This window comes from Aliterella sp. E5.1, from assembly GCF_057473825.1.
Map to the genome: position 1 here is coordinate 37,668 of NZ_JBYCCV010000018.1, position 26,245 is coordinate 63,912.

27 protein-coding genes and 3 pseudogenes are annotated in these 26,245 nt (G+C 42.7%); 15 read left to right on the forward strand and 15 right to left on the reverse strand.

Annotated features, from left to right (window positions below):
• Window positions 1–93: 93 nt before the first annotated feature.
• The 3 genes from AC2VE5_RS09125 (at window position 94) to AC2VE5_RS09135 (ending at window position 2,407) form a co-directional block, all read left to right on the forward strand.
• Window positions 94–1,296 (forward strand): phosphoglycerate kinase, encoded by a 1,203-nt coding sequence (locus AC2VE5_RS09125; RefSeq protein ID WP_486887446.1) that lies wholly within the window; start codon window positions 94–96, stop codon window positions 1,294–1,296.
• A 214-nt stretch (window positions 1,297–1,510) separates the two neighbouring features.
• Window positions 1,511–1,846: a hypothetical protein gene (locus tag AC2VE5_RS09130; RefSeq protein WP_486887447.1), complete on the forward strand. Its 336-nt coding sequence runs from the start codon at window positions 1,511–1,513 to the stop codon at window positions 1,844–1,846.
• Between the two features lie 63 nt (window positions 1,847–1,909).
• Window positions 1,910–2,407: a DUF4385 domain-containing protein gene (locus AC2VE5_RS09135; RefSeq protein WP_486887448.1), complete on the forward strand. Its 498-nt coding sequence runs from the start codon at window positions 1,910–1,912 to the stop codon at window positions 2,405–2,407.
• A 179-nt stretch (window positions 2,408–2,586) separates the two neighbouring features.
• Here the strand turns inward: AC2VE5_RS09135 and AC2VE5_RS09140 are convergent, their stop codons facing one another.
• The 4 genes from AC2VE5_RS09140 to AC2VE5_RS09155 all read right to left on the reverse strand — a co-directional run bounded on the left by AC2VE5_RS09140 (window position 2,587) and on the right by AC2VE5_RS09155 (window position 7,676).
• Window positions 2,587–3,492 (reverse strand): NAD-dependent epimerase/dehydratase family protein, encoded by a 906-nt coding sequence (locus AC2VE5_RS09140; RefSeq protein WP_486887449.1) that lies wholly within the window; start codon window positions 3,490–3,492, stop codon window positions 2,587–2,589.
• Window positions 3,493–3,545: 53 nt separating this feature from the next.
• A complete protein-coding gene (locus tag AC2VE5_RS09145) occupies window positions 3,546–4,949 on the reverse strand; it encodes an IctB family putative bicarbonate transporter (RefSeq protein ID WP_486887450.1) in 1,404 nt (467 codons plus the stop codon).
• A gap of 124 nt (window positions 4,950–5,073) precedes the next feature.
• Entirely contained in the window at window positions 5,074–6,684 is a 1,611-nt protein-coding gene (locus AC2VE5_RS09150; RefSeq protein WP_486887451.1) for a GAF domain-containing sensor histidine kinase, read from the reverse strand.
• A 257-nt stretch (window positions 6,685–6,941) separates the two neighbouring features.
• Window positions 6,942–7,676, reverse strand: coding sequence for a GUN4 N-terminal ARM-like repeat domain-containing protein (locus tag AC2VE5_RS09155; protein ID WP_486887452.1), 735 nt, complete (start codon window positions 7,674–7,676; stop codon window positions 6,942–6,944).
• Between the two features lie 279 nt (window positions 7,677–7,955).
• Here AC2VE5_RS09155 and AC2VE5_RS09160 point away from each other — a divergent pair, with 279 nt between their 5' ends.
• The gene (locus AC2VE5_RS09160) at window positions 7,956–9,380 is read left to right on the forward strand and encodes an NADP-dependent isocitrate dehydrogenase (RefSeq protein WP_486887453.1); all 1,425 of its coding nucleotides are present in this window, start codon (window positions 7,956–7,958) and stop codon (window positions 9,378–9,380) included.
• Window positions 9,381–9,395: 15 nt separating this feature from the next.
• Here the strand turns inward: AC2VE5_RS09160 and AC2VE5_RS09165 are convergent, their stop codons facing one another.
• From AC2VE5_RS09165 to AC2VE5_RS09180, 4 genes are all read right to left on the reverse strand, one after another.
• Entirely contained in the window at window positions 9,396–10,562 is a 1,167-nt protein-coding gene (locus tag AC2VE5_RS09165) for an LptF/LptG family permease (protein WP_486887454.1), read from the reverse strand.
• A 13-nt stretch (window positions 10,563–10,575) separates the two neighbouring features.
• Window positions 10,576–11,304, reverse strand: coding sequence for an LPS export ABC transporter ATP-binding protein (lptB, locus tag AC2VE5_RS09170; RefSeq protein ID WP_486887455.1), 729 nt, complete (start codon window positions 11,302–11,304; stop codon window positions 10,576–10,578).
• Entirely contained in the window at window positions 11,304–11,798 is a 495-nt protein-coding gene (locus tag AC2VE5_RS09175; protein WP_486887456.1) for an LptA/OstA family protein, read from the reverse strand. Before AC2VE5_RS09175 ends, lptB begins: the two co-directional genes overlap by 1 nt.
• Window positions 11,799–11,957: 159 nt before the next feature.
• A complete protein-coding gene (locus AC2VE5_RS09180; protein ID WP_486887457.1) occupies window positions 11,958–12,344 on the reverse strand; it encodes a DUF309 domain-containing protein in 387 nt (128 codons plus the stop codon).
• A 144-nt stretch (window positions 12,345–12,488) separates the two neighbouring features.
• Between AC2VE5_RS09180 and AC2VE5_RS09185 the strand changes: the two genes are divergently transcribed.
• A complete protein-coding gene (locus AC2VE5_RS09185; protein WP_486887458.1) occupies window positions 12,489–12,869 on the forward strand; it encodes a DUF4346 domain-containing protein in 381 nt (126 codons plus the stop codon).
• A gap of 1 nt (window position 12,870) precedes the next feature.
• Here AC2VE5_RS09185 and psb32 read toward each other — a convergent pair whose 3' ends face one another.
• Window positions 12,871–13,584 (reverse strand): photosystem II repair protein Psb32, encoded by a 714-nt coding sequence (gene psb32 / locus AC2VE5_RS09190; RefSeq protein ID WP_486887459.1) that lies wholly within the window; start codon window positions 13,582–13,584, stop codon window positions 12,871–12,873.
• Between the two features lie 350 nt (window positions 13,585–13,934).
• Between psb32 and AC2VE5_RS09195 the strand changes: the two genes are divergently transcribed.
• The 4 genes from AC2VE5_RS09195 (at window position 13,935) to AC2VE5_RS09210 (ending at window position 15,703) form a co-directional block, all read left to right on the forward strand.
• Window positions 13,935–14,201: a hypothetical protein gene (locus AC2VE5_RS09195; protein ID WP_486887460.1), complete on the forward strand. Its 267-nt coding sequence runs from the start codon at window positions 13,935–13,937 to the stop codon at window positions 14,199–14,201.
• Between the two features lie 166 nt (window positions 14,202–14,367).
• Window positions 14,368–15,042, forward strand: coding sequence for an HAD family hydrolase (locus tag AC2VE5_RS09200; RefSeq protein WP_486887461.1), 675 nt, complete (start codon window positions 14,368–14,370; stop codon window positions 15,040–15,042).
• 312 nt (window positions 15,043–15,354) lie between these two features.
• A complete protein-coding gene (locus AC2VE5_RS09205; protein WP_486887462.1) occupies window positions 15,355–15,513 on the forward strand; it encodes a hypothetical protein in 159 nt (52 codons plus the stop codon).
• 19 nt (window positions 15,514–15,532) lie between these two features.
• The gene (locus tag AC2VE5_RS09210) at window positions 15,533–15,703 is read left to right on the forward strand and encodes a hypothetical protein (RefSeq protein ID WP_486887463.1); all 171 of its coding nucleotides are present in this window, start codon (window positions 15,533–15,535) and stop codon (window positions 15,701–15,703) included.
• A gap of 304 nt (window positions 15,704–16,007) precedes the next feature.
• Here the strand turns inward: AC2VE5_RS09210 and AC2VE5_RS09215 are convergent.
• A pseudogene (locus AC2VE5_RS09215) lies at window positions 16,008–16,094 on the reverse strand (transcriptional regulator); the annotation flags it as partial.
• Window positions 16,095–16,328: 234 nt separating this feature from the next.
• Here AC2VE5_RS09215 and AC2VE5_RS09220 point away from each other — a divergent pair.
• The 3 genes from AC2VE5_RS09220 to AC2VE5_RS09230 are packed head-to-tail and all read left to right on the forward strand — an operon-like array spanning window position 16,329 to window position 18,745.
• Window positions 16,329–17,243 carry a branched-chain amino acid ABC transporter permease gene (locus AC2VE5_RS09220; protein ID WP_486887464.1) on the forward strand — a complete coding sequence of 305 codons (915 nt, stop codon included), beginning with the start codon at window positions 16,329–16,331 and terminating at the stop codon, window positions 17,241–17,243.
• Window positions 17,244–18,032 (forward strand): ABC transporter ATP-binding protein, encoded by a 789-nt coding sequence (locus AC2VE5_RS09225; protein ID WP_486887465.1) that lies wholly within the window; start codon window positions 17,244–17,246, stop codon window positions 18,030–18,032.
• Entirely contained in the window at window positions 18,029–18,745 is a 717-nt protein-coding gene (locus AC2VE5_RS09230) for an ABC transporter ATP-binding protein (protein ID WP_486887466.1), read from the forward strand. The genes AC2VE5_RS09225 and AC2VE5_RS09230 overlap by 4 nt, the downstream gene beginning before the upstream one ends.
• A gap of 43 nt (window positions 18,746–18,788) precedes the next feature.
• On the opposite strand, the gene AC2VE5_RS09235 is transcribed toward AC2VE5_RS09230, so the two are convergent.
• Entirely contained in the window at window positions 18,789–19,673 is an 885-nt protein-coding gene (locus AC2VE5_RS09235) for an SDH family Clp fold serine proteinase (RefSeq protein ID WP_486887467.1), read from the reverse strand.
• A gap of 82 nt (window positions 19,674–19,755) precedes the next feature.
• Window positions 19,756–20,760 carry a WD40 repeat domain-containing protein gene (locus AC2VE5_RS09240; protein ID WP_486887468.1) on the reverse strand — a complete coding sequence of 335 codons (1,005 nt, stop codon included), beginning with the start codon at window positions 20,758–20,760 and terminating at the stop codon, window positions 19,756–19,758.
• A 315-nt stretch (window positions 20,761–21,075) separates the two neighbouring features.
• On the opposite strand from AC2VE5_RS09240, the gene AC2VE5_RS09245 reads away from it, so the two are divergent.
• Window positions 21,076–23,226, forward strand: coding sequence for a protein kinase domain-containing protein (locus tag AC2VE5_RS09245; protein ID WP_486887469.1), 2,151 nt, complete (start codon window positions 21,076–21,078; stop codon window positions 23,224–23,226).
• Here AC2VE5_RS09245 and AC2VE5_RS09250 read toward each other — a convergent pair.
• The gene (locus AC2VE5_RS09250; RefSeq protein ID WP_486887470.1) at window positions 23,223–24,026 is read right to left on the reverse strand and encodes a type 1 glutamine amidotransferase; all 804 of its coding nucleotides are present in this window, start codon (window positions 24,024–24,026) and stop codon (window positions 23,223–23,225) included. The two genes, AC2VE5_RS09245 and AC2VE5_RS09250, sit on opposite strands and share 4 nt — an antisense overlap.
• Window positions 24,027–24,183: 157 nt before the next feature.
• Between AC2VE5_RS09250 and gcvT the strand changes: the two are divergent.
• Together gcvT and AC2VE5_RS09260 are read left to right on the forward strand one after the other, a co-directional pair.
• Window positions 24,184–25,302 (forward strand): annotated as a pseudogene (gcvT, locus tag AC2VE5_RS09255) (glycine cleavage system aminomethyltransferase GcvT).
• A gap of 37 nt (window positions 25,303–25,339) precedes the next feature.
• A complete protein-coding gene (locus AC2VE5_RS09260) occupies window positions 25,340–25,438 on the forward strand; it encodes a DUF6887 family protein (protein WP_486887471.1) in 99 nt (32 codons plus the stop codon).
• A gap of 95 nt (window positions 25,439–25,533) precedes the next feature.
• Here the strand turns inward: AC2VE5_RS09260 and AC2VE5_RS09265 are convergent, their stop codons facing one another.
• A complete protein-coding gene (locus tag AC2VE5_RS09265) occupies window positions 25,534–25,791 on the reverse strand; it encodes a TIGR03643 family protein (RefSeq protein ID WP_486887472.1) in 258 nt (85 codons plus the stop codon).
• Window positions 25,792–25,838: 47 nt separating this feature from the next.
• A pseudogene (locus tag AC2VE5_RS09270) lies at window positions 25,839–26,117 on the reverse strand (MATE family efflux transporter); the annotation flags it as partial.
• Between the last annotated feature and the right edge of the window lie 128 nt (window positions 26,118–26,245).

Below are 26,245 nucleotides of genomic sequence, written 5' to 3' on the forward strand. Positions count from 1 at the left end.
AGTAGATACCTACGATACCTCACTCCGGTAAAATGTGGACGGTGCTAAACATTTGAATACCAAAATACAAACGCGCTCTAGAAGATTAAACCCATGTCCAAAAAAACTTTAGCAAATTTGTCGTCTTCCGATTTGTCTGGCAAACGCGCCCTTGTTCGAGTAGATTTTAACGTGCCTTTGGATGACCAAGGCAACATTACTGATGATACTCGGATTCGGGCAGCACTACCTACCATTCAGGACTTAATGCAGAAAGGTGCTAAAACAATTTTAGCAAGCCACTTCGGTCGTCCCAAGGGTGTAGATGATAAATTGCGCTTGATTCCTGTGGCTAAACGTTTGTCCGAATTACTCGGTCAAGAAGTCATTAAATGTGATGACTGTATCGGCGAGGAAGTTACAAGCAAAGTTGGATCGATGCAAAATGGTCAAGTGCTATTGCTAGAAAATGTCCGCTTCCATCCCGAAGAAGAAAAAAACGATCCTGAATTTGCTAAACAACTAGCTGCTAATGCTGATGTGTATGTAAATGACGCTTTTGGTACAGCACACCGCGCTCATGCTTCGACAGAAGGCGTAACTCACTACCTGAGTCCTTCGGTGGCTGGCTATTTGATCGAAAAAGAGTTGCAATACTTGCAAAATGCGATTGAAAATCCTCAGCGCCCTTTAGCCGCAATTATTGGCGGCTCTAAAGTTTCTAGTAAAATTGGCGTAATTGAAACTTTGATCGATAAGTGTGACAAGTTGCTGCTTGGTGGAGGCATGATTTTTACCTTTTACAAGGCGCGGGGAATCAGTGTTGGTAAGTCTTTGGTAGAAGAAGACAAGCTAGAACTTGCTAAGTCTTTGGAAGCTAAGGCAAAAGAGCGCGGCGTATCTCTACTATTGCCTACCGATGTAGTTGTAGCAGATAAGTTTGCCGCCGATGCTAATGCTCAAACTGTAAGTATTGATAGCATTCCCGATGATGGTATGGGTTTAGATATTGGTCCTGACTCCATTAAAACGTTTCAAGCAGCTTTGGCTGATTGTAAGAGCGTAATTTGGAATGGGCCGATGGGCGTATTTGAGTTTGACAAATTCGCTAAAGGCACAGAAGCGATCGCTTATGCCTTAGCTGAACTGACCAAAAAGGGCGCTGCGACTATTATTGGTGGTGGTGATTCGGTAGCGGCGGTAGAAAAAGTAGGGCTTGCTGACCAAATGAGTCATATTTCTACAGGTGGTGGTGCTAGTTTGGAGTTGCTTGAAGGTAAAGAACTTCCTGGAATTGCCGCCCTAGATGATGCTTAAGGTTAAATAACCCCATTTTTGGGCAGTTGTAGCCTTTATCTGAGGTGTACCTCGCTACAACTGCCTGGCGACCGAATGTATCTTTGGATAGTAGGCGCGGGTAACATTTGTTGCGTAGGATGCTTGTCAGTTTTGAATTTTTAACTTGGGATTTGAGTGCCTATTGGTACTAATTTCCTCTAAACAAATCAAGAAAAACAAGGAGCAATCTTTTATGCAGCAAGTTTTAGCAACTTTTTTCAAGAAAATTGTCGTAGTTTTGCTAGTTGGGTTTATTAGTATCTCTAGCTTTGCTATTAGCAGTCAGCCAAGTTTTGCCGCAACTCCTAACCAAAAACTGATTGAGCAAGAAAACTTGGACAAGCAAAGTCAGTCAGTAAGCGATCGCGAACGAGCTTATGAAGAACAATTGGAAGCCGAGAAAAATCCAGATAAAGTCTTTGAGGAAAACTTGAAGGAATATAGAAAAGAAAATCCTGGGGAAAACATCATTGAAAAAGCTGTAGAAGGCGTAGAAAAAGTAGCCGATAAAGTTACTGGGAAAGATTAGTTTTATAGGTTTTTAACAATTATTTTCTAGAGACGTTGCAACTAACGTCTCTAATTTTTATATATGCTACCTTTTGATTATTCCCTAGATTTTAAAAATATTAATTTTCGCGATCGCCCCGATCTTTATCGAGTTGGTAAAGGTGAACAGGGCGTACTTTTGGTAGAACCCTACAAGTCAGAAATTCTGCCTTATTGGCGATTTAAAAATCCTGAAATTGCCAAGAATTCAAGCGAAAAAATCTATGAGATGTTTTTAGATTATCTCGCCAAAGATGATTTTGTAGGCGCAGATATGGCACGGAAATTTATTCAAATGGGTTATACGCGATCGCGCAGGTATGCAAATCATAAAAGCGGCAGAAAATACAAGCAAAATCCCCAAAAAGAAACAACAAAAGCCGCAGTAATGGCAGCAAGGCAAGATATTTTACCCAATGAAGTAGATCCTACCAAAGCGGAATCGGCGGCAATATTTAAAGTAAAGTGGATGGAAGCAAAAACAAATCAAAAGTACCTCCAATTACTTGCAAAGCACAAACAAATGTACGAAAAAGAGTAAGTTAAAATAAAAATATTTACAATTGTATTTTGGTTGTGGATTTAAACCTTAAATGGTGCGATCGCTGTGTTGCTAGTAGTGCAACTATTATCAGGATTGGGGTTAATTAATTATGTGCCTAGCTGAGAAACTAATCTAAAAGCATACCCAGCGCTTCCTATTAAATAGCACGAACAGACTCAATGAGCCGCATACCAGGCAACGGTTTGCGCTAATCCATCTTCTAGGGAAATTTGAGGATGCCACCCCAACAGTGCGATCGCACTGGCGATATTGGCGGTACGAACTTGTTCCATAGGGCGATCAGGTAAAGCGCCAAATAAAGGTTGGATACTAGGATCGATTAACTGGTTGAGGCAATCGACCACCGTTGAAATTGGAGTTAACTTACTGGAACCCAACTCAAAGTTTTCGCCCTCGACCCCTACAGTTTGAGCCGCCGCCATCAAACCGTCTACGACATCGCTAACATAAATCCAATCTACCTGACGCATACCACTACTTAATTTCGGTGCTTCGCCCCGCAACAGCGAAAGCGTCACGTAAGGAATTAGCTTATTTAAATCCTTTTGAGCAGGACCATACACCATAAACAGTCGCGTCCCAACCACCGGCACTTGATAAAGTTGATGAAACATTTGCGTATAAACGCTTGCAGACCACTTAGCCGCCGCATAAGGCGAAGACGCGATCGCCATATCCCCCGATGGTTCTTCTAAGGAGCCTGCCAAAACTACCCGCCGACACCCGATCTCGGCAACTAGAGTTAGCAAATTAACCGTACTAATTAAGTTGCTATGCAAGGTTGGCAGTACAGCTTTGAGACTGCGATCGCCAGACACATAACTTGCTAGGTGAAAAATTACATCGGGCTTGACCGCCGTTAAGATGCGCCGCATATCTTCTAGATTTGACCCATCTCCCTGCCACCAGCGTATCGAACTAGATAACTGTTCGCTGCGAGAAATTCCGTGGACTTCTGCACCCTTAGAGACAAGCCGAGCGCACAAATGTTCGCCAATAAAACCACTAGCGCCTGTAACTAAAACTGTTTGACCTGCCAACGACACAGAAGAATATTGCATAGAAAACACTTGTCAAAAATATTGCGCGATAGAGTAACGAGCGAATAAGCGCCTTAGCTTACTTGTTCCTTCGCTGTAAGTTTTAAGTTCGATTCCACGGCAGAAGTGGGGTAAAAACTAGCAATTAGCGCTACCATTAACCACCAAACTGTATTAATCTCCGGACGATACCAAACCGTGTCTACCGCTCCATGAGCCAGCATCCCAATAATAATTGCAGTCGCCCCAATTAGCCAAAAGCCTTCACGACTTCTAGTTTGCCGCAGCCGCATTATTTGCACCCAGCCTTGATTCAAGGTTACTACCAGTAACCATAAGAAACACCCCAAACCAACAAAACCCGTTTCTACAGCAATTTCTAGCAGTACAGAATAAGCACTTAAAGCAGTAAAGCGAGGACGTTGGTAGAGAGGATAAATTTTATTAAAAGCATTGTTCCCCGGACCTATACCCAAAATTGGGCGATCGCGAATCATCTCAATTACTGCTGCCCAAACATTTTGGCGGAAATTGTTGCTGCTGTCACCTCTACCCGCAAAAATAGTTAAAACGCGATCGCGCAACGATTCACTTAAAACTATTGCCGCTAATAACAACACAGCAAAAGTACCAATAAATATCGGGATCGACCAAAGCCGCCAAAAACGCGGTAAATAATTCGCCCACCACTGGTGGAGCAAAAATACTACTGCCACAATTGCTACTACCGTCGCAATCCAACCGCCGCGACTACCAGTAAAAGCCAAGCAAGCAGCATTAACTAAAAACATGGTGAGAGCTAAAGCTTTTGCCGTCCACCTCTGCCAAACAAATATAGCTACCAAACTTAAAATTAATGCTGGTAGCAAGTAGCCAGCAAGTAAGTTGGGATTGCCTAAATAACTATAAACCCGCGTCGCCGTTGCTTGGGTTGAAGTTGGGTCATTCCAAGTTGCCAGAGGTTCTACTTTATCAAACCATTGCTGCACGCCATACACGCTGACAATTAGAGCGACATGGAGATAAACGCCAATTATTATCGAACGCAGCTTAGAAATTCTCATCACCCGCGCTGATAAGGCAAATAGCAATAAATAAGAAGTTAGCTTCATTAGTCCCGCAAAAGCGTCGGCTTTGACTGGAGACAAAGCCGTTGCAACCGTCGCAATTGCCCAATACAGCAATACTAACCAATGAATTGGCGTAGCTTTAGTTTTGGCATCGTCTGCGACTGTTAGCAGCATCCAAAAACTAGCACAGGCAAGCAGCAATACTTTTACTAAATCGTTAGAGACAAAAGGTGCTAGTCCGATTACCAAACTAACTAATAATGCCCCCAACGGTTCCGCCCATTGCATCAACCAACTGCTGTGTCGCCATTTGCCTAGTAGTCCGACAGGACGGTGCAGGTAGCTGGCATTTTGCCAATGTTGTAGGTGCAAATTGCCTAAAGTAAATTGTTGCCAAATTGAATTCATAAAGAAAAAAAGCTGGAACTAGACCAAAGGAGCAGTGCAAGTAATTTACTCCAAACTCAATCTAGCCTCAAAACTATTAAGGACAGTGTTAAAGCTTATTATCCATAAAAATCACAATTAGTAGCTAGGGATTGGTTTTTAACATCTCCAAGTTGGGCAGATTTAATAGATAACGATAGCCAGCATCTGGGGTCAATTCAATCGATAGTTCCCCGCCATGCAATTGCGCCAAATAACAACTTAAAGACAGACGCAGATCGCTAAGGGAGTACAATTGCTTGGAAATGCGGTTTCCACTCTGTACTACCTCCGCATCTAGACTATCTACTGCTTCTAAGGAGCAATCGTCATCTGTTGGCAACATAAAGTCTTCGTATCGTGGCGTTAGTAGGTTGGCGCTACTGGCACGATTGGCAATTGTTGGCGCGTCGCTGGCAGAAAATTGAGAATTATTAAGTCCCGTTAACCGCGCAAATACTGGCTCAACGTCAGTCAAACCATCTCCAAGCCAAGGATGGGAAACTGAAATGGCAATTTTTTTACCCTCTATAGAGCTAAAAACATGAACGCGAATAATACTGCTAGTAGTAGCAGACTGAACTACGCTAAAGAGCAAGTGGTACAAAAGGTGCCTAATTTTTTCTTTATCTATGATCCAAGCACGAGGGCGATCGCGTTCGATAGATAAACGAATTTGTTGTTCTTTGCGTTTGGCTCCTTCTTCTAAACTATGGATGACTTGCTGGCAGAGCATTTCAATATCTACTGTAGCTAGATCGAGGTCTTCAATTTTGCTAGTTATAGTTCCTAGTTCAGAAATTTCGTTGACTAGCGATAGCAAGTATCGACCGCTTTTTTGAATAATCTCTAGATATTCTTTTTGTTTACTCAGGAGCGGACCATAAATTTCCCGACTCAATACCGTCGCCATGCCTAAAATTGATGTTAAAGGGGTACGGAGTTCTTGGATTAGCTGCTCTAATAGCTCTAGCTTGACATTTAAGGTTTCGGTGACAAAATCCCCCGAAAACACGATTTTTTTGGGAGTAGGTAGCGAATTATTGGTTAAATCGGCTTTAACTTTTACGTCGTCTAATATTGATTTTGTGAGTAACTCTCGCTCGATAGCAGAGGAATTGGCAGGACAATTGTTGAATGATTCTTGGCTAGATTTGGTATTGAGCCATTGACGTTCAAACTCGCTCATGCTCCAACGAGCAATAATTTCTAGACTTTGGATATCTTTATGAGTAAAAGAACGCGGCGACTGCTCCATAATTGCGATCGCACCTAAACAGTTTCCCTGAGCATCAATTAAAGGTACTCCTAAGTAAGCACGAATACCGTATTGCTCCACCCAAATTTTTTGGGCAAAATCTGGAGATAGTAGCGTATCGTCGAGCGCCAAAACTTGGTGAGTTTCTACTACATAGTTGCAAAATGATTCTGCTCTTGGTAGCTGGCGCTCTTGAGCAATTTTGTTCATCAATCCCAGCCGCGATAACCCTACGGCGGACTTAAATAAGTGGTGGCGACGATCCACCACCCCCAATATACAAATTGGCGCATCTAACAATTCTGCCGCCGTTTGAGTTGCTTCCTCAAAAACTGGGATCGTTTGTGCTTGGAGCAATCCTAACTCTGACAATGCTTTTAGTCTTTGTTGTTCTTTCTCCACCATCACATTTCCCGAATTGACTAATCGACCAACTAGCCTATCTCCAGGTTCTACCATGACTTATTCCTACCTTGACACGCGCCGAACAATGTGTATCTTATCTAGACTCATCTTTACAGCCAATCTATTATTCTTAAGATTCCCTAAATTTAGCCAAGACGAACATCGTTCGTATAAATTGTTATAAAGTTATTCCCTCCATTAAAATTTGACCTCTGCTAGGCTCGATTTTGAAGGCAATCAAGCTAAATTGCCGTTAGTTGATGAAAATTTTTGCTCTTTTGTAGAGAATGGTTTTTTGGGAGATGTTAAAGCTAATCTTTAGTGGTGGTAGTATTCCAAGCTGGGTGAGACAGCAAAGAAAAAATCGCCCGCACACCGCGCAATTGATTAGATAAAGGCAAGTGACCTTTAGGAGCTGTAAGATCCCAAGTAAATTCGTTGGGGTAGCGAGTCCAGTTGTTGCCACTTTTCCAACCGATTTGCACCCATAGTTTTTCCCAATTTTTACCCACAGCTAGCCAGATTTCGCGCTGAACGGAAAAACCAAACTTACCTTCAGAAAAAACTAACCAGAGAGTATTAATAGTATGCAGATCGACAGGTGGAAAATTATCAACTTCTGTGAAGTACAACCATTTTCGCTCAATGGCGGCAGTTCCAGCTAACTGACATAGCAAACGCAAAGTTAGGCTATCGGCAGCTTGAAAGTCTTGGCTAATCAGCAATTTTTGTAGTTGGGTATAGTCAATATCCCTTGCGGATTTAAGAGGAACAATGCCACGAGGAAAATTAGTTTGAAGAAATTCCTGGGCTAGGGGAGAGTCACGGCGAGCAAGAATTTGGTAAACATTACCATCAATCCAAGTTGGAGAGTTTGGTTGACGTTGCTGCAAAAACTCCATCAAAGCTTTTTCGCCATCATTGCCAAAATCAGCTAGTTGGGAGATTGCTTGCTGCTGTATTTTCTCTGAACCAGTAGTTAACTGCAAGCAAAGAGCAGAAAAAATGTCACTCTGCTGGTGGGGAGCGGTGGGGGAATTAGTCATACCCTTTACTGAGATGTGCGGTTATAGGCGATCTTTAATTTAACTATACTGAGCGTGCGATCGCACGTCCGCATTTATAAAGGCTGGCGCTCCAAGTTTTGACTTTTGCCTAATTGAGCAAAAAATTGAGTGCTGCGGTGCGGAAAGCGGTTAAAACAAACATAATTAATTGGTTAAACTGCTGTATGTTTTCATTTGGGTCAGCGACAAACTACCTTAGTAGGTGGAAATTGTGTCCAAAGCTAAAATCTAATTTAATTACTGGGAGTTTCGCTAACAATGTACGAAAAGATTGCTCCTCCGACTACAGGTTCTCAGGTCACTTTTAATAACGGCGAACCAATAGTTCCAGATAACCCAATTATTCCTTTTATTCGCGGCGATGGTACGGGAGTCGATATTTGGCCAGCTAGTCAAAAGGTAATTGATGCGGCAGTAGCAAAAGCCTACAATGGCAAGCGAGAAATTAGCTGGTTTAGAGTCTACGCTGGAGACGAAGCTTGCGAACAGTACGGCACTTATCAGTATTTGCCTGAAGATACCCTTGCAGCAATTAAAGAGTACGGTATTGCAATCAAAGGACCTTTAACTACGCCTGTAGGCGGTGGGATTCGGTCGCTAAACGTGGCATTAAGACAAATTAACGATCTATACTCTTGCGTCCGTCCTTGTCGGTATTATCCCGGTACGCCGTCACCGCACAAATATCCTGAGAAATTGGATGTAATTATTTATCGAGAAAATACCGAAGATATTTATTTAGGAATTGAGTGGAAACAAGGCAGCGAAATCGGTACTCGCTTAATCAAAATTCTCAATGAAGATCTGATCCCCGCGACTCCCGAACACGGTAAAAAGCAAATTCCTTTAGATTCAGGCATTGGCATCAAACCAATTAGCAAGCATGGTTCCCAGCGTTTAGTCCGGCGGGCGCTAAAACACGCCTTAAGGCTGCCAAAATCCAAGCAAATGGTAACTTTGGTGCATAAGGGCAATATTATGAAATACACCGAAGGAGCTTTCCGCGATTGGGGATATGAACTAGCAACAACCGAGTTTCGCGCTGATTGCGTCACCGAGCGGGAATCGTGGATTTTAGGTAATAAAGAAAGCAACGCCCAAATTAGTTTAGAAGCTAACGCGAGGCTAATTGAACCCGGTTATAACTCTTTAACCCCAGAAAAGCAGAGCCAAATTTGCCAGGAAGTAGAAGCTGTACTGAGCCAAATTTGGGCAACTCACGGCAACGGGCAGTGGAAAGATAAAATTATGGTCAACGATCGCATCGCTGACAGTATTTTCCAACAATTGCAGACTAGACCAGACGAGTATTCAATTTTGGCAACAATGAACCTCAACGGCGATTACTTGTCGGATGCCGCCGCCGCCGTTGTCGGGGGCTTGGGAATGGGACCAGGGGCAAATATTGGCGATAGCTGCGCTATTTTTGAAGCAACTCACGGCACAGCGCCCAAACACGCTGGATTAGATCGAGTTAACCCAGGATCTGTAATTCTTTCGGCGGTAATGATGCTGGAATATATGGGGTGGCAAGAAGCCGCCGACTTGATTAAAAAAGGGATTGGCGACGCTATAGCTAGCGGTCATGTTACTTACGATTTGGCGCGATTGATGGAGCCACCAGTAGAGCCGCTCAAGTGTTCGGAATTTGCCGACGCAATTATTAGCGCTTTTAGCAAATAAAGCCGTGCCTGTAGCTCACCTAGCCGCTCGTACTAGCAATAGTCCCCCAGCAGTTAATCCAAAAGCTGTAGGCAACCAAGCTGACATAATTGGCGAAAGCACGCCACTCACACCGAGGGCGCTGCTAATAAAGCTAAGTAAGTAGTAACTAAAAATTAACACTATACTAATGCCGAAGCTTGTCGCTTTGGCTTTTCCCGCTCGTTGGGGGTTGGTTCCTAAAGCCGCCCCCACTAAGCCAAACACAATACAGACAAAAGGTAAAGAAATTTTTTCTTGAATGCGGACTTTGAGCTTGCGAATTTTTTTTTCATCTCCACTCAAACGCAAAAGTTCTAATCTTTCACTAGCTTGAGCAATATTCATTTCCCCAAAATCTCGCCCTTTTGACGCTAAGTCTAACGCTGTACGCGGTAATTGCAATTGTTGGTGTTCAAAGCGGACAATATTGCGGTAAGAACTATCGGGGGCAACTAAATAAATAGTGCCATTAAAAAAGTCCCAAATATTTTGCAAACGATTCCAAGCCGCCGAATCGGACACCAAAATTTGATTTACACCTTCCTCCGAGCGATCGACAATTACTAATCCTTGCATTTGTTGCCCGTCAAACTTATCAGCGTAAAATAACCGAGACAAAATCTTTATTTTCTCCCCATTTGGCTGTTTAATTTCTTTATATTCTGGGTAGAAAATATTTTGATCTTGCAAGATCGGTTTATCTTGCTTCAAAGCACTTTGCAAGGTCTGAGTAGCTTGGTAGTTGGCAGCAGGAACCATTTGTTCGTTGAAGAAAAAAGTTATCCCAGTAACGACAAAACTCAAAACCACCGCCGGGAGAACCAATCTGTAAATACTTACACCACTGCTGCGCAAGGCGATAAGTTCGCTATCGCTAGAAAGACGGCTATAAGTCATCAAAGTAGCAAGCAATGTAGACATGGGAAAAGCTAGGACAATAAAAGCTGGCAAATTGAGCAAAAATACCTGAGATGCGATCGCAATTGGCAACCCCGTCTCGACTATTTTCCGTACCAAGTCAAACAAAATGCCAACCGCTACCCCCACTGACGAAAAAGCTCCCACCCCAAACAAAAACGGCGCTAATAGTTCGCTGGCGATGTAGCGATCCATTACCGACGGCATGGGAATAAACGATGTGAGAGACTTATAGCTATTCATAAGTTTTGAATTTTTAGGCTTGGAAATTACTACCCAAGTAGTATTGACGAACAAGAGGATTGCTATAAAGTTCTTCCGCGTTACCAGAAGCAAGAATTTGTCCTTCGCGCATAATATAAGCTCTGTCAGTAATCGCCAGAGTTTCCCTGACATTGTGATCGGTAATTAAAATTCCGATTTGGCGATCGCGTAATTTTTTTACCATCGTCTGAATTTCGGCTACAGCGATCGGATCTACCCCAGCAAAAGGTTCATCTAATAACAAAAATTTTGGTCCTTCGCTCCCGGCGGCTAAGGCTCTAGCAAGTTCCGTGCGTCTTCTTTCACCCCCCGACACTTGGATACCTTTAGTTTGAGCGACACTTTCTAACCGAAACTCTCGTAGCAAATTATGCAATCGTCCTTGCCACTCCCGACGCGGTACGTTTGTTTGCTCTAGCACGAGCAAAATATTCTCAGCGACGCTCAATTGCCGAAAAATGCTGGCTTCTTGGGCTAAATAACCAATTCCTAACCGCGCTCGTTTGTGAATGGGTAAGGAAGTAATATCGCGATCATCAAGCCATACTTTCCCTTGATTTGGTCTTTCTAAGCCTGTAGCAATATAAAAAGTTGTGGTTTTGCCCGCGCCATTGGGACCTAACAACCCTACAACTTCTCCTTGCGCTACGGAAAGACTAACGTGATTGACAATTGGGCGCTTACCGTAGGACTTATGAATATTCTCTAGGAGAATTTTCATTATTTCTTGTTAACGGTGTTTTTGGGGTTAAAGCTTGGAGTTGCCGGGGCGGCTTGGGGTGCGGTGGTGGGGTTTGGATCGCTAATAATATAAATTGACTCTACCTGTCCGTTAGTTTTGGGGGTAGCGATAAATCTTCCTTCATCAATTAAATAAGTAATATTTTCTCCCTGAATGCTGTTCCCTTCTTGCAATACATAGACATTGCCACTTAAAACAATTCTGCGTTCGCGGCTAAAGTATTGGGCTTGAGCGGCTGTTGCTTGGATTTTCCGGGCGGGATAAAACATTTCTACGTTACCGCGAGCGGTGACTACTCCGGTTTTAGAATTGGCTTCTTGAATTTGCGCCTTTACCGTCAGAGCGCGTCCATCGGTTGTAGGTTGACTTTTGAGGGGCGAAGGCATGGTAAAAGTAATCGCACTTACCAATGTTGGTAAGACCAAAATCTGGTTAATGTGGCGCAGCCAAGAATGATTTGAATAGGATTGCATAAAAGTAAATTAAAATAATCAAGCGCGATCTAGGTGGTCAGTGGTAGCCGTAACAGCAAGCGCGATCGCCCTTGATGCCAATTCTATCCTAACTACTAGACCATTACTTGACGGGCAAGTTCCAGCAATGCCGTAGAACAAGATATGCCTTCCTGGCTTTTAAGGCGTTAGATTAATCTTAGGCAATAGCTCAGCAGATAGAGGAAAAGACTTCGCCTCTGATTGTTGTTGTAGTTTCGCCAATAAGTCTGCACTAGCATCTAGCAATTCATCCACATCAATACCTGCATAACTTGCTTCGTAGCGCCTGAGTTTATTTGTTCCTTCCCCAAGCAAAATACAAGCACCGCGCAAGTTTGCGTTCCCCAAATGATAGAGGGCTACGGCAATTTGTAAAATTGCTTGATAGAAAGTTTTTTGCGGTTCGGTAGCTTCCATCCACAAAGCTTCTAAAATATCGTGACAGGCGTAGAACTGTCCTTGATTAAACTGTTCTACACCGTGCCAAAATTCGGCTGGGATAATATATTGTTCGTTTGAACTCATAAAATTAGGTTTTTTGTTAGCAGAAATCGCCACAAATCCAATTGATCTTTAGTTTTTACCATTTTGTTTGGAGAACGGAGAGCGTAAAGAAACAATTAGACTAGAGATAGATAAGCCCGATGATAGTTTGATTGTGGATTAATTATGGTGCGGATGGTTGATGTGGCAGCAATAGATAAAAAGCTTTCTGGGCGATTTATTGCTCTCGATCCTGGCGGTTATTTTATTATTTATATAGATGTGGAGGCGGGGCTAATTTGTGCCAAACATTTTACTAATGTAATTGATGATCGCGGTTTGGCAATTGACCCAGCGACGGGGAAGCCGATTCCTGTCCGAGGTAAGGTAGAACGAACGCCAACCCAGGTATTTAAGGGCAGAACGGCAAAAGAACTTTGTATTGAAATATTTGAGAAAAATCAGCCCAGTTTAGTTACTCTTTTAGACCATGCTGCCTATTTGGGTCGAGAGTTTGTCCGGGCTGAAATTGCTTTAATTAATGGCAGCGAGTACGTGCAAGACTAAGTTACTTGACGTATAGATAGTAAGTTGCCATGGGAATAATCGTTGCGGCAATTAAAAAGCCTACTACCCAAATGGTGGCATTGCTGGTATCGGTTTCTTCCGCACTTTTAAAGGTGCGTTCGGTGCTAACATTAGCGACAATTTGCGGGGGACCAGGATCGGGTTCCCCAGCTAAAACAGCAATTAGGCGATCGCTTGCATCCAAAAATGCTTGATTATATTTTTCGTCTTGTTTTAGGGGTGCAAGGATTGTTTCATTAACCACACTGGCAGCAATGTCATCAGTTAACAAAGATTTTGATTTGTCGCCACTGCGAATAGCTGTACCGCTACTGAGGGTATCAATGACAAGTAGGGTTTGATTGGCTTGGGCTTCGGGGGTGGGAAACCATTTTTCAAACAGCCCTTTGGCAAAGCTTTCTGGGGTTTCACCATAATCGAGGCGGCGAATAGTTACAATTCGGACTTCGTTTCCGGTCTGTTTTGCTAGTTTTTCTAAGTTGCTGCTAATTGTGCCTTCGTTTATGCGGCTGAGAACTTCAGATTGGTCAATTACCCAAGGACTACCGCCGGGGGTGACTGTAGGAATTTGATAAATGCCTGTAGCGCTGGCTGGAGATGCGATCGCACTTGTGGCTAATACTACTAGCATCAGTGCCAAAATAAAGCGTTGCCAATACTTTTTCCAGTCAAATAATTGCTGTAGATGTTTCATCGGGGCATCCAAAATACTGTTTCTTTTTCTCCAAAATACTGTAAAAGTCGCTCCAAAGCTCGCTTAAACCCAATTTTGCTTGGTAAAATACTCCCTTAGTTATTAATCTACAGCACATCGATAGGAATACTATAGATTTTTTTGTCAAATACCTTGCTTTGTTGATTTAATCTGTGCCATACTCCTTACTTAAGTCATTAAATACGGTAAATCTATCGATTTACCGTAGATTAGTAGTTTTTTAAATTGTGCTTTTATTGAGGAAGCCCATTTTGACAATTAGATACTATTGGTTCCAAAATAGCTTGAGGCAACGATGCGCCAGAACCTTTAATCAGAAACAAACCCAGGTGGCGCGTTACTTAGATATTTCCTTCAAGCGATTTAATAAAAATTTTGCTTTGCTATTCGCGACAAGTCTATGTTTGAGCTTAGTAGTATCTGCTTGTACGCTTACAAATGCGCCAAAGGTGCAGAGCGATCGCGCTATTACTACAAATACCAGTTCTACGTTTCAAAGCGTTGAAAACAAAACCATTCGGATTGGTTATCAAAAGTACGGTACGCTCAACATACTCAAAGCCCAAGGAAGCTTAGAGCAATGTTTTAACATTTAACTTTATTTGTGACGAAACAGTCATTTTGATATTTACTTTATCAAGGTTGCTAGCATCTGCTACTATTTGTGGGCTGTCTGTTGATACTTAGCATCAAACAAGTTAAAAGCTATTTGTAAAATAAAGATTTGGTGGAGTTGATGTTGAACAGCGACGTGCAACAACGATGATATTTTTTGATATCGACCAAACTCTAATTAATCATCAACACGCTCAAGATACCGCAGTGTCATTATTTTTGCAAAAGTTTTTTTCTTTGTTCCCTGATTCTCCAGAAGAGTTTTGCAAGCGTTGGCAAGCTGTTATGGAGAAGCACTTTACTACTTTCACACGAGGAGAAATCACCTTCATCGAGCATCGCCGTAGACGTATGAGAGAGCTATTCCAATCTGAGCCATACCTCGCAGATGATGAGGCAGATCGGCGTTTTGCAATTTATCTCCAGCATTATGAAGAAAACTGGACATTATTCGATGATGTTTTGCCTTGCTTAAATGCTCTATCAAATTGTAGGCTTGGCATCATTTCTAATGGCAACACCGAGCAGCAAACAAAAAAGCTGTGCCAAACAGGCATTGCAGGACGATTCGATATCGTTATTATTTCCGAAGATGTTAAAGTATCCAAACCAAATCCGGATATTTTCTTGAGTGCGTGTCGTCGAGCAGGAGTCGAAGCGCGACAATGCAATTACGTTGGAGATAGTTTGCAAAATGATACATTAGCGGCTGAAGCTGTCGGAATGAGAGGCATTTGGTTGAATCGAGAAGAGTTGTCTTATCATCAGATTGCGATGCCAGTGATTAAGAGCCTTGATGAATTGGTTGCGGTAGCAAGCTAACAAGTGATTGCGACGGAACGGAGGTTTACTCTATGGTTGTTACGTAAGCCGGATCGCTGTCTGCTGAACCGCAGGTCGTTATTAGTAATAAATAGTTGAGAGTTCAGAATGAAGCTTGATAGATTAATGCTGCTATACAAGAGCATGAAGATGCAAGCAAAAAAATATAAGTAGTTGTTGGACAGATAAAAAGGAAGCAGCAGTTGAAGTTACTCTACCTGAGTAAAGCTACTTATAACAAGGCGCTGCAATCGGACAATTTTCCGTTGCGCGCGGCGTTATCTTATTTCATTCAATTGAGTGGAGTATGAGGTGCGATCGCACTTTGTATTGCTTGGGCTGTGGTTGGGTAGTAATGTTTGTAATGTGAGTCGGGTATCTATACTTGTGCTTGGTGTTGTTTTGCTCTCTAGAAGCAGTTTGGTTTTACTATGTATTGATATGCTGAGTTGCGATCGCACCTTAGCTTAAATAATAAGAGGTTAATAGTATGTTGTATTGGAACCTTGAGAGAGAATTGGTAGACGGCGAACCCTTATTTTTCAGTCAAATCAAGCAATTTCAACATTCAACTACGCCACAATCGACAAGCACCAAGATTTACTTGGAAATATCTGGCAAAAAAGTTAGCAGTGCAACATATCTGAGGAAAGATATCTAACTAGGGCGATCGTGCTTTACTGCAAATTTTGTTTTAGGTGGTTTAGTTTATGAAAAAACGCAGCCTAATATTAAACCTTTGTTTGGAAGTTAAGTTTGCCAAACAATATTACTGAATAATATTGATTTGCTTATAGTCTTGATAGACAAATCCCACAACAAAAATGTTACTTTTTTGCATTCGATAGATAGTTATGAAGAATTGATAAAAATGGGCTTAATACGTGAACTTAGAAAAAGTAAGGGCGGCTTGGCAGCATTTCAGAATCATATTTTTAGTCAACTGAAGCTACTGTAAATTACTTTCACCCTACACTAGCAATGAGCTTCCCAATATCTTGAGGGGTTGCACCTATTGCCAACATTGCTCGAATCAACAATTCAATATTAATCCGGTAGGAATACCGTAATTAATGCTTAGGAGTATGCCATAGCTGAAATCTAAACACAAGAGTTAAAGCACATAAATCCGAGCGACAAACCCTAGTATATTGATTCTCGCTCTTGCTGGAAAAGAGATTACTGAACTATCGGCGGTTTCGAGCGATACAATTAGGTAAATTTTCCGCAAAAGGCTAAGGGATTTGGATTGATTTGAACTAGATACATTGCCTCATTGATGAAATATGAATGATTTTATTGCCACCTACGGAAATTTGATTGTCTCTATGGTGCTAGGAGCATTACTGGGGCTATCTTTATATTTACCTTTGATGGCTGGGCAATTGTCCTTGGCAAGTCCCGGATTTTATGCCTGTGGCGGCTATATTGCCGCAATTTTGTCTACGGGCGTATTCAAGTCTGATGCGCCATTATTTCCGATTCCCTTACTGCTATTAGAGATGCTGATTGCTGGGATAGTATGCGGAATTTTGGGGATATTGGTAGGTATACCAGCATTGCGGCTGCGGGGAATTTATTTAGCGATCGCAACCATAGCTTTTGTGGAAGTTTTAAGAGTAATTTCCCTCAATTTAGACATTACTGGCGGTGCGGTAGGAATTTTTGGCATCCCTCAACCTTTTGAAAGTGCGATCGCTTATTTATGGATAGCCATACCTTTACTATTGCTAAGTATGCTTTTGCTCTACCGCTTAGAGCAAATCAAAGTCGGACGGGCTTTTGCGGCTATTCGAGACGATGAACTCGCCGCCGATGCAATGGGTATCAACCCTACTTACTACAAAGTGCTGGCTTTTACATTGGGAGCAATTTTAGCGGGGATGGTAGGAGCAATTAGCGCCCACTTTTTAAACACTTGGAACGCTCGTCAAGGTACATTTGATGCCAGTATTATTTATTTAACTTTTGTATTAATTGGTGGTTCTAGAAGCTTTGTTGGCACGGTTTTAGGCGGTATGGTATTTACAGCATTACCAGAAGTATTACGAGCAATTGCCGATACTAATGGTTTGCCAACGGCGATCGCCCAATTTTTGCGCGACGGGCGTTTAATTATCTTTGGATTGCTAATTGTCTTGGGGACGATATTTTTTCCCCAAGGGCTAGTAACACCAGAATTATTAAAAAGGCGACGGTAAATGACGGCTAGTGAATCTATCGATAGTCCGATTTTGGCAGTAACAGCTTTGACTCGCAGTTTTGGGGGGCTAGTTGCAGTTAACAACGTGTCATTTACAGTTAATCAAAACGAAGTTTTTGGGCTAATTGGTCCAAATGGTGCAGGAAAAACTACTTTATTTAATTTGATTAGCGGCTTAATCGCACCTTCTAGCGGGCAATTGCTGTACCAAGGGCAATCCATCGCCAAACTTCGCCCGCATAAAATTGCCAAACTAGGAATTGCCAGAACTTTTCAAAATATTCGTTTATTTGGTACGCTTTCAGCTTTAGAAAACATCATTATTGCTAGGCATATTCATACCAAAAGCAACGTATTTACAGGCGTGTTGGGGTTACCACCCGCCCCAAAAGAAGAAGTTACAACCAAGCAACAAGGCTTAGAGTTGCTGCATTTAGTTGGATTAGGCGATCGCGCAACCGAGAAAGCCTGCAACTTTTCCTATGGCGATCAACGTAGATTAGAAATTGCCCGCGCCTTAGCTCTTAAACCTAAAATCTTACTGCTAGACGAACCTGCTGCTGGAATGAATACCAATGAAAAACAAAGTTTGAGTTTATTTATTCGCCAAATTAGCCAGCAATTCGAGCTAACGATAGTTTTAATCGAGCATCACGTCCCCTTAGTTATGGGATTATGCGATCGCATTGCGGTATTAAATTTTGGTAAATTAATTGCTTTGGGCAATCCCTACCAAGTCAAAACCGATCCGGTTGTCATTGAAGCTTACCTAGGGGCGGAAGGATGAATGTATCGCAGCAAATCCTAGAAATTAAAAGCTTGTGTGTCAATTATGGCGGTATTCAAGCTTTACAAAATATTGACTTGCTGATTAATCGCGGGGAAGTAATAACCTTAATTGGGGCAAATGGTGCAGGCAAAAGTACGACATTAAAAGCTATTTCTCGACTAATTAATTATCGAAGCGGGCATATTTACTACAACGGACGAGATATTAGCCGCTACCCTGCGTACAAAATGGTGCAATTAGGAATTGCTCATTCTCCCGAAGGACGCAGAATTTTAAGCAAACAAACGGTACTCGATAACCTAAAACTAGGTGCTTATATTCGTTCTGATGCCAGAATTAAAACTGATATTGAACGGCAATTTGAGACGTTTCCCCGATTAGCAGAACGCCGCCATCAGTTGGCTGGTACTCTTAGCGGTGGAGAACAACAAATGTTGGCGATGTCTCGCGCCTTGATGAGCAATCCGCAGCTATTACTATTAGATGAACCGAGTTTGGGGCTTGCGCCTGCTATAGTTCGAGATATTTTTGCAATTATTCAAAATCTGCGAGAAACAGGTATTACCATCCTTCTAGTTGAGCAAAATGCTAACTTAGCCTTGCAAATTGCCGATCGCGGCTACGTGTTAGAAGCAGGTTGTATTACTCTAGTTGGCAAAGCCACAGACTTACTCAATGATGAGCGAGTAAAAAAAGCCTACCTAGGGTAAGCTATTCCCACGGGTATCCGAGGAAGTAGTCGTCAATGAGTTGTTAGTGTGCTTCTTCTAAAGGTCTACCCTTGGGAGATGGTAACATCGGAGATCTGTCGCCATAAGGCATAGGAATATACTGGACGCTTGGTTTGCCGCCTTGGGACTGCGGGTACAATTCCATTAAGTTATAGATAACGCGGGGTAGCCCTACGGTGATTGGCAAGCCCAACTCTGTAGCTTCTTCGACAGTAATTGGGTAGTCGTGAGTCACGCGCCCGGTAGTCAAAGCCTCAATAATCGGCTCAACATTTTCTGGAGCAATTTTTTGTTGGGGAATATTGTCTTTAAGCAAAGTCCGCACAAAGCGCTGGACTTGAGCTATGGCTTTGCGCGATATATCTGCCATAATCAGTGTTTGATCGTCCACTTCGCCCACTGGTTTATCTTCAACAACTTTGATAATACTGGCGGCGGGGAAATTTCCTAGCTGTGGGTCAACAGGACCTAAAACAGCGTTAGCATCCATAACTATTTCATCCGATGCTAGGGCTAACATTGTTCCACCACTCATCGCGTAGTGCGGTACAAACACCGAAACTTTTGCTGGGTGACGAATTAGCGCTCTAGCGATTTGCTCGGTTGCCAGTACCAAACCCCCAGGAGTATGCAGTATGAGGTCAATAGGGACATCGGGCGGTGTAAACCGAATTGCTCTTAGCACTTGCTCGGAATCTTCAATAGTAATGTAGCGAGATATGGGAATTCCTAATAAACTTAATGATTCTTGCCGATGAATTAGCAATATTACCCGGCTATTGCGCTGCTGCTCAAAAGCGCGCAGAGTTTGGACGCGGCGGTATTCAATTTGGCGGCGCTGCCATATAGGCTGTAGGGAAGATAGGGCAAGAAAAACCCAAAATATATCAAAAAAGTTAAAATTCATAAACAATTGAGCAACTTGCGCGGTATTGCTTCTATTGTTTCAAGTTCTAGCCCGTAAAATCTCTATCAAACGAGGGATTACGCTATTGCCGCCAAATTTTGATAGTTTTGTCTCTACTACCACTCCCTAAAGCGCTGTCGTTAGGACTAAAATCTACAGAAGTTATTCCGTCTAAATTGTCTTTGAGCGTGCGGATTAGCTTGCCATCATTTGAATTCCAGAGTTTAATAGTGCGGTCGTCACTGCCACTGGCAATTTGACCATTGGGGCTAAAAGTAATCGCATTGACAGCTTGACTATGCCCCAAAAGCCTATGGCGTAGTTTGCCGTTTTCAGGATTCCAAAGTCTAATTTCTCCCTGATTGCTACCACTAGCTAACGTCTCTCCATTAGAGCTAAAAGCCACGGCATAGATTGGTCTTAAGTGTCCAGAAAGAGTATGCAATAGTTTTCCATCATTTTTATTCCAAAGCTTAACGGTGTTGCGGTAGCTGCCACTAGCTAACGTCTCTCCATCAGGACTAATAGCGACGGAGGTAACTCCCGCTTGCTCAACCACGGTGCGAATAAGCTTACCTGTTTGGATATTCCAGAGCTTAATTTTTTTGTCGCCACTGCCACTAGCTAAAGTCTTGCCATCGGGGCTAAAAGCCACCGAGCTTACCCAGTCTGAATGTCCCGTCAAAGTCCGAATAAGTTGACCTGTTTGGATATTCCAGAGCTTGATTGTTTTGTCGCCACTGCCGCTTGCTAAAGTCTTGCCATCGGGGCTAAAAGCCACCGAGCTTACCCAGTCTGAATGTCCCGTCAAAGTATATGCTAATTTTTTTTGATTCAAGCTCCAGACTTTAATTGTTTTGTCACCACTACCACTTGCTAGAGTTTGACTGTTGGGGCTAAAAGCTGCCGCGTACACTTCTCGCGTATGACCGCCACTAATAGTATCGACGTTCAACTTTTTGGCTTGCCAAAAGCGCTCTGCAAGTTTTAGCGGTTCTAATTGGTTTGACGGTGGCAGATTAAGAACTTGAACTATTACCCCCCTAGGTACAGGACGAGGGATAATGGAAAAGATTATTACTGGCATTAAGAGCATGCCAAAGATACCAAGATACGCCATAGCTATTGTGGAATATAGTTTTACATTAGCTAGAAAAAGATTCGACTTCCAACTCTTTTGATAGTTGGGTAAGCCTTGCATTTTTGTTATGATGAGGTAAAAATTACTTGCCCTCTTATTTACTTAAAATCCTAGCCCTACCCTAGCAAATTTATCCCAATTATTATTAATCAAGTTCATCGAAACTTTAGAATAAACTGTAATAAAAGCATCTATTTTGTTGATAAATACAGAACAAATGAGTTGTTCAAATCTAATTTTATAGTCAAAAAACGGTAAGCAATGCTGGAGAATCAGGCAATGATTGACAAGTTGTTAGGCGGACGTTACCGAATCGTCACAACTTTGGGGAGTGGCGGTTTTAGTCAAACCTATGTCGCCGAAGATACCCACAGACCGGGGCATCCTAAATGTGCAGTCAAACATCTCCAGCCTGCTAATAATAACCAAAGCTTTTTGCAAAGCGCTAGACGATTGTTTCAATCAGAAGCAGAAAGTTTAGAAAAACTAGGACATCACGAGCGCATTCCTAGACTACTAGCTTACTTTGAAGAAAACCAAGAATTTTACTTAGTCCAAGAATTTATCCAAGGGCAATTATTGACAGATAAGTTGCAACCAAACCAGTGTTGGACAGAAAACCAGGTATGGGAATTTATTCAAGAGATTTTAGAAATATTAGTATTTATTCATAGTCAGGGATTTATTCATAGAGATATCAAGCCAAATAATATAATTCAACGCCAACAAGACAACAAATTAGTATTAGTTGATTTTGGGGCAGTTAAGCAAAATTGGACGCAACTACTCAGCCAGACCTCTAAAATTGAAATGCCAGCCACCGTAGGCATTGGTACGCCAGGTTATATGCCGATGGAACAAGCGCGAGGCAGACCCCGCCCCAATAGCGATATTTATGCTTTGGGAGCGATCGCCCTGCAAGCGCTAACGGGGCTGTATCCTATGCAGTTGGAGGAAGATTTTGAAACCGGAGAACTATTGTGGCAGCAATCGGCTCAAGTTAGCGATGCCTTGGCACGGATTATTACAAAAATGGTGCGCTACCACTTTAAAGACCGCTACGAAACTGCGACAGAAGCCTTAGCCGAAGTTCAGCAACTAGCGCCGCTTTACTTGCCTACAAAAATAAATTTAAACTTAGCATCGCCGGATGTTAGCCAAGTTACTCAACAAAATCAACTTACTCAAAACCTCAGCCCTACAGCAATTACAACCCCTGTATTTCCCTCCCCGGCAAAAGCAAATCTTAATTCTTTAGCACTCACCCCTACTGTCGCCGTACCAAGTACAACAATTGTCGCGCCGCCTAAGCTAAAACAACGACATTCCTCTACCCAGCGTCGTCGTCCGTATTACCTGACAATTGGAGCAACTATTGGAGCGGCTTTGGTCGCAGTGGGCGCAGGTTATGCTACTTACTGGCAACCGCGTTTAAAATTTGAGCAAACTCTAGAACAAGTAGAAAAGCTCAAAGCTACAGGCAAATATTCAGAGTGTATTGTGCAAGCTGCAACAATTCCGCAAAATTCAAGTTTATATAGCGACGCTCAAAATGTTTTGCACGACTGTAAGCTGACGGAAGCAAAAAGACTAGCAACCAATGCAGATTTTAGCGCGGCGATCGCATTAGTTAATTCGTTACCTAAAGATAGTCCTGCTTACGGGCAAGCAAAACCGCTAATTGCCCAATGGTATAACAGCATTCTGGCTCTAGCTACGGGCAAATATCAAGCTGGAAAACTCAATGAAGCGATTGCAATCGCTCAAGACATTCCCTCTACTAGCCTCGTCTACCAAAAAGCCCAAGCAGCAATCAAGCAGTGGCAAGCATCTACAGCAAAAAATAGTTTCTACTCAGCAGCTACAGTAAAACTTGCACCAACCAAAACTACACCTACTACCACCGTAGCCACCAAGTCGATACCTAGTAAAAAAGTAGTTAAGTCGTCGCCTCCAGTTGATAAGAAAGCGATCGCCGTCAGTAAGCCTAGAAGCTATACAAGTTATCAGAAAAAAACTACTGCTAGTAGCAAGCCTAGAACCGTCGCCCGCCCTTCTATACCAACTAGACGGATAACGCAAACAAGCTCTAAAACCGTTGCCCGCCCTTCTATACCAACTAGACGGATAACGCGAACAAGCTCTAGAATAGTCGCCCGCACCTCTGTACCAACTAGACGGATAGTGCAGAGCAAACGACGATTACCAATAAGTAGGATGGCGACTAGCAAGGTTAGTAGAACTGTAACACGTACTTCTAGTACCAAAAAATACTTACGGATTAGCAAAAAAGTTGCAACTACCAATCAAGTAAAATCGCGGACACGAACAGTTGTTAAGCGCGTTAATACAAGAGCAAAAAGAAGTAACCGCCAGAGATCCTACCGATGGACAACTAAATCCGTGCGTTAGCTCGTCGCCGGAATGCTCAAATGCAGCTTTTTTAACATCGCTTCCCTAGCATGAGTTGCCAAAGTATCATCTAGAGGAACCATCGCAATGTCTTCAGCGTACTTTAGTTTTAAAGCTGTTTGAATTAGCCAATCAGCAAGGTGCGGATTTTTGGGTAAAAGCGGCCCGTGAGAATAAGTTGCGATCGCATTTTGATAAAATGCCCCTTCTGTCCCATCTTCGCCATTGTTTCCTAGTCCCGCGACTACGCGCCCCAAAGCTTCAACGCCGCCTAATTTTGTCCGTCCCCCATGATTTTCAAACCCAATCAAATAAGGCGAACCGCTCATTGCTTTTAGTTCTTGTGCCAAACGACTAGCTGTAACTTCTACTACTAAGTTGCCAATACAACGACGAGCGTTTTCGCCCGGATGCACGGAGACAAAATCAAATAATCCTAGTCCCTGAATTCTTTTACCTAACCCAGGTTCGTAGTAATGCCCTAATAATTGGGGAGCGCCGCAAGTAAAAACTCCAGGAATACCAGCATTAATTATGTCTTTTATTGCTTCTGCCTTACTGCCTTGCAAGTCTCGCATCACGATTTCTTGCTGCCGATCTTGTGCGCCACCACCGACTAATAAATCTACTTTGTGGATATCTGCCGCCGTAGCATCGCGATCTAGCGGTAGTATATTTACGTCGTATCCCCGCCACTGACAGCGCCTTTGGATACAGATAACATTACCGCGATCGCCGTAGGTACTCATCAGCGTTGGATAAAGCCAGCCAATTGTTAATGCAAATTTATCTTGATTCATATCTAAGTATTTTATGTATTAATAGCAAGATAAATATATTAATAGCAAGATAGGTCTATTCTTAAGCTTTAAAAAAATGCGATCGCCCCTGGCGCTACCCCCTGGGTAATCGCACCAGTTATAAGTAGATAATATTCACCTACCAAAATAATTATCTATGGCGAACGAAGAATTTATTTTACCTTTAGCTCAAACACCATTATTTCAAATAGCTGTAGAACTCAAAGCCAGGCTAACTAGCTTTGGCGGCTGGGAAATGCCCGTACAATTTGCCGGAATTAGCAGCGAACACCAAGCCGTAAGAACTGCGGCGGGAATGTTTGATATCTCTCACATGGGCAAATTTGCCTGCCAGGGGAAAGAATTAATCGAGCAATTTCAGCGTTTAGTTCCCTCAGATTTGAGTCGGTTGCAGAGCGGGAAGTCGCAGTACACGGTACTTTTAAATTCGCAAGGAGGGATTATTGACGATATTATTTTTTACTACCAAGGTGAAGATGTGGCAGGGCAGCAACGCGGAATAATCATTGTCAACGCCGCAACTTCAGCTAAAGATAAGAATTGGTTATTGCAACACTTAGATCCAAATCTAGCCCAGTTACAGGAACTACCTCCACAAGTATTAATTGCCGTCCAGGGACCTCAAGCCGCTAACTACTTACAGCAGCTTGTGCAAGAAGATTTAACCCCAATTCCGCCCTTTGGACACCTCAACGCCACCGTATTAGAACAGCCAGGGTTTATTGCGCGGACGGGTTACACCGGAGAAGACGGCTTTGAAGTGATGGTAGAACCAAGCGTAGGCGTACAACTGTGGCAAAATCTGTTCGAGGCGGGGGTTATTCCCTGCGGCTTTGGGGCGAGAGATACGTTGCGCTTAGAGGCTTTCATGGCGCTCTACGGGTAGGATATTGACGAAACTACCACGCCTTTAGAGGCAGGTTTGGGCTGGTTAGTGCATTTAGATACTAAAGGCGATTTTATTGGGCGATCGCAATTAGAACAGCAAAAATTAGCCGGAGTTCCAAGAAAACTTGTCGGTTTGCAAATGCAGGGGCGAAATATTGCCCGTCACGGCTATCAGGTGCTATCGAACGGTCGAATAGTAGGGGAAGTTACTAGCGGGACAATATCGCCAACCTTGGGTTATCCTGTGGCCCTTGCTTACGTGCTTACTGAACTCGCCAAAATTGGGCAAGCTTTGGAAGTAGAAATTAGAGGCAAAACTTACCCAGCATTGGTAGTCAAAAAACCCTTTTATAAGAAAGCTTACTGATTGGCATAGGAACCATGATAGAGACTAACTACGATGTATGAGCTTGGATGAGTTGGGGCGGTACGTTCTGACTCATAGAGAAGACGATCTCCTTTTCACGCTTACATCGATCGCTCAAAAGTTTCAGGGCGAATGATTATTATAGATTTGAATAACACTCATTGGGAAGAAATTTTAAATCGTCAAATTCAAAAAACGCTTTCAGTTGAGGATAAGCCAGACAAATTTTAACTAAGAACCTTTTTGGTTGTCGGAACAAAAGCGTCCGCTAACAAAGTCACGCTGTTTGAGGTGTTTAGTTTTGCGTCCACTGACGCGCTTGCGCCACATTTTGAAACTAGATTCTTGCATTTGTTGCCGCATTAGCTCAATAACTTGTGGTTCTTGCAACCCAAATTGTAAGGCGATCGCTTCAAAGGGAGTACGATCTTCCCATGCCATTTCGAGAATCCGATCGATAGTTTCCGAATCGAGATTGGGTAGCTTCATGCTGGGTCAGAAAAATATTTGCCTGTAATAACTCCAATTTAACTGACTCAATTGGCTGCTGTGTCTGCCCTTAAGGAAGACATTAACTTGTGAAAACGCCAAACAAATAACCCCGCAGCTACCGCTACACCAATTAATTGTCCCCACCACAAACCTTTGCCACCAAAACTTAGCCGAAATCCTAATAAATAACCGCTAACTAAACCAATTCCCCAAAATGCCAAGAAACTAAGCAACATAGGGACGCGAGTATCTTGGAGTCCTCGCAATGCACCCGCCGCCGTTGTTTGCACTCCATCTAAAATTTGGGAAACTGCTGCAATACTCATACTAAGTTGCGGTCAGAGGTAGTATTTGAAGATGAGGGAAGAAAGTCATTGAACGCAGGCGCTCACTATTAGAAGAAAGTTCAAGTAAGCCTTGGCAAAGTACATCTTCTACCTGTTCAAGGGAT

Coding starts and splice junctions, on each gene's coding strand:
- AC2VE5_RS09160 (WP_486887453.1), top strand. CDS start 7,956: ATGTACGAAAAGATTGCTCCTCCGACTACAGGTTCTCAGGTCACTTTT.
- AC2VE5_RS09130 (WP_486887447.1), top strand. CDS start 1,511: ATGCAGCAAGTTTTAGCAACTTTTTTCAAGAAAATTGTCGTAGTTTTG.
- AC2VE5_RS09175 (WP_486887456.1), bottom strand. CDS start 11,798: ATGCAATCCTATTCAAATCATTCTTGGCTGCGCCACATTAACCAGATT.
- AC2VE5_RS09245 (WP_486887469.1), top strand. CDS start 21,076: ATGCTGGAGAATCAGGCAATGATTGACAAGTTGTTAGGCGGACGTTAC.
- AC2VE5_RS09185 (WP_486887458.1), top strand. CDS start 12,489: ATGGTGCGGATGGTTGATGTGGCAGCAATAGATAAAAAGCTTTCTGGG.
- AC2VE5_RS09145 (WP_486887450.1), bottom strand. CDS start 4,949: ATGAATTCAATTTGGCAACAATTTACTTTAGGCAATTTGCACCTACAA.
- AC2VE5_RS09200 (WP_486887461.1), top strand. CDS start 14,368: ATGATATTTTTTGATATCGACCAAACTCTAATTAATCATCAACACGCT.
- AC2VE5_RS09230 (WP_486887466.1), top strand. CDS start 18,029: ATGAATGTATCGCAGCAAATCCTAGAAATTAAAAGCTTGTGTGTCAAT.
- AC2VE5_RS09165 (WP_486887454.1), bottom strand. CDS start 10,562: ATGAATAGCTATAAGTCTCTCACATCGTTTATTCCCATGCCGTCGGTA.
- AC2VE5_RS09220 (WP_486887464.1), top strand. CDS start 16,329: ATGAATGATTTTATTGCCACCTACGGAAATTTGATTGTCTCTATGGTG.
- AC2VE5_RS09225 (WP_486887465.1), top strand. CDS start 17,244: ATGACGGCTAGTGAATCTATCGATAGTCCGATTTTGGCAGTAACAGCT.
- AC2VE5_RS09250 (WP_486887470.1), bottom strand. CDS start 24,026: ATGAATCAAGATAAATTTGCATTAACAATTGGCTGGCTTTATCCAACG.
- AC2VE5_RS09260 (WP_486887471.1), top strand. CDS start 25,340: ATGAGCTTGGATGAGTTGGGGCGGTACGTTCTGACTCATAGAGAAGAC.
- AC2VE5_RS09135 (WP_486887448.1), top strand. CDS start 1,910: ATGCTACCTTTTGATTATTCCCTAGATTTTAAAAATATTAATTTTCGC.
- AC2VE5_RS09240 (WP_486887468.1), bottom strand. CDS start 20,760: ATGCCAGTAATAATCTTTTCCATTATCCCTCGTCCTGTACCTAGGGGG.
- AC2VE5_RS09140 (WP_486887449.1), bottom strand. CDS start 3,492: ATGCAATATTCTTCTGTGTCGTTGGCAGGTCAAACAGTTTTAGTTACA.
- AC2VE5_RS09265 (WP_486887472.1), bottom strand. CDS start 25,791: ATGAAGCTACCCAATCTCGATTCGGAAACTATCGATCGGATTCTCGAA.
- AC2VE5_RS09150 (WP_486887451.1), bottom strand. CDS start 6,684: ATGGTAGAACCTGGAGATAGGCTAGTTGGTCGATTAGTCAATTCGGGA.
- lptB (WP_486887455.1), bottom strand. CDS start 11,304: ATGAAAATTCTCCTAGAGAATATTCATAAGTCCTACGGTAAGCGCCCA.
- AC2VE5_RS09210 (WP_486887463.1), top strand. CDS start 15,533: ATGTTGTATTGGAACCTTGAGAGAGAATTGGTAGACGGCGAACCCTTA.
- psb32 (WP_486887459.1), bottom strand. CDS start 13,584: ATGAAACATCTACAGCAATTATTTGACTGGAAAAAGTATTGGCAACGC.
- AC2VE5_RS09125 (WP_486887446.1), top strand. CDS start 94: ATGTCCAAAAAAACTTTAGCAAATTTGTCGTCTTCCGATTTGTCTGGC.
- AC2VE5_RS09180 (WP_486887457.1), bottom strand. CDS start 12,344: ATGAGTTCAAACGAACAATATATTATCCCAGCCGAATTTTGGCACGGT.
- AC2VE5_RS09235 (WP_486887467.1), bottom strand. CDS start 19,673: ATGAATTTTAACTTTTTTGATATATTTTGGGTTTTTCTTGCCCTATCT.
- AC2VE5_RS09155 (WP_486887452.1), bottom strand. CDS start 7,676: ATGACTAATTCCCCCACCGCTCCCCACCAGCAGAGTGACATTTTTTCT.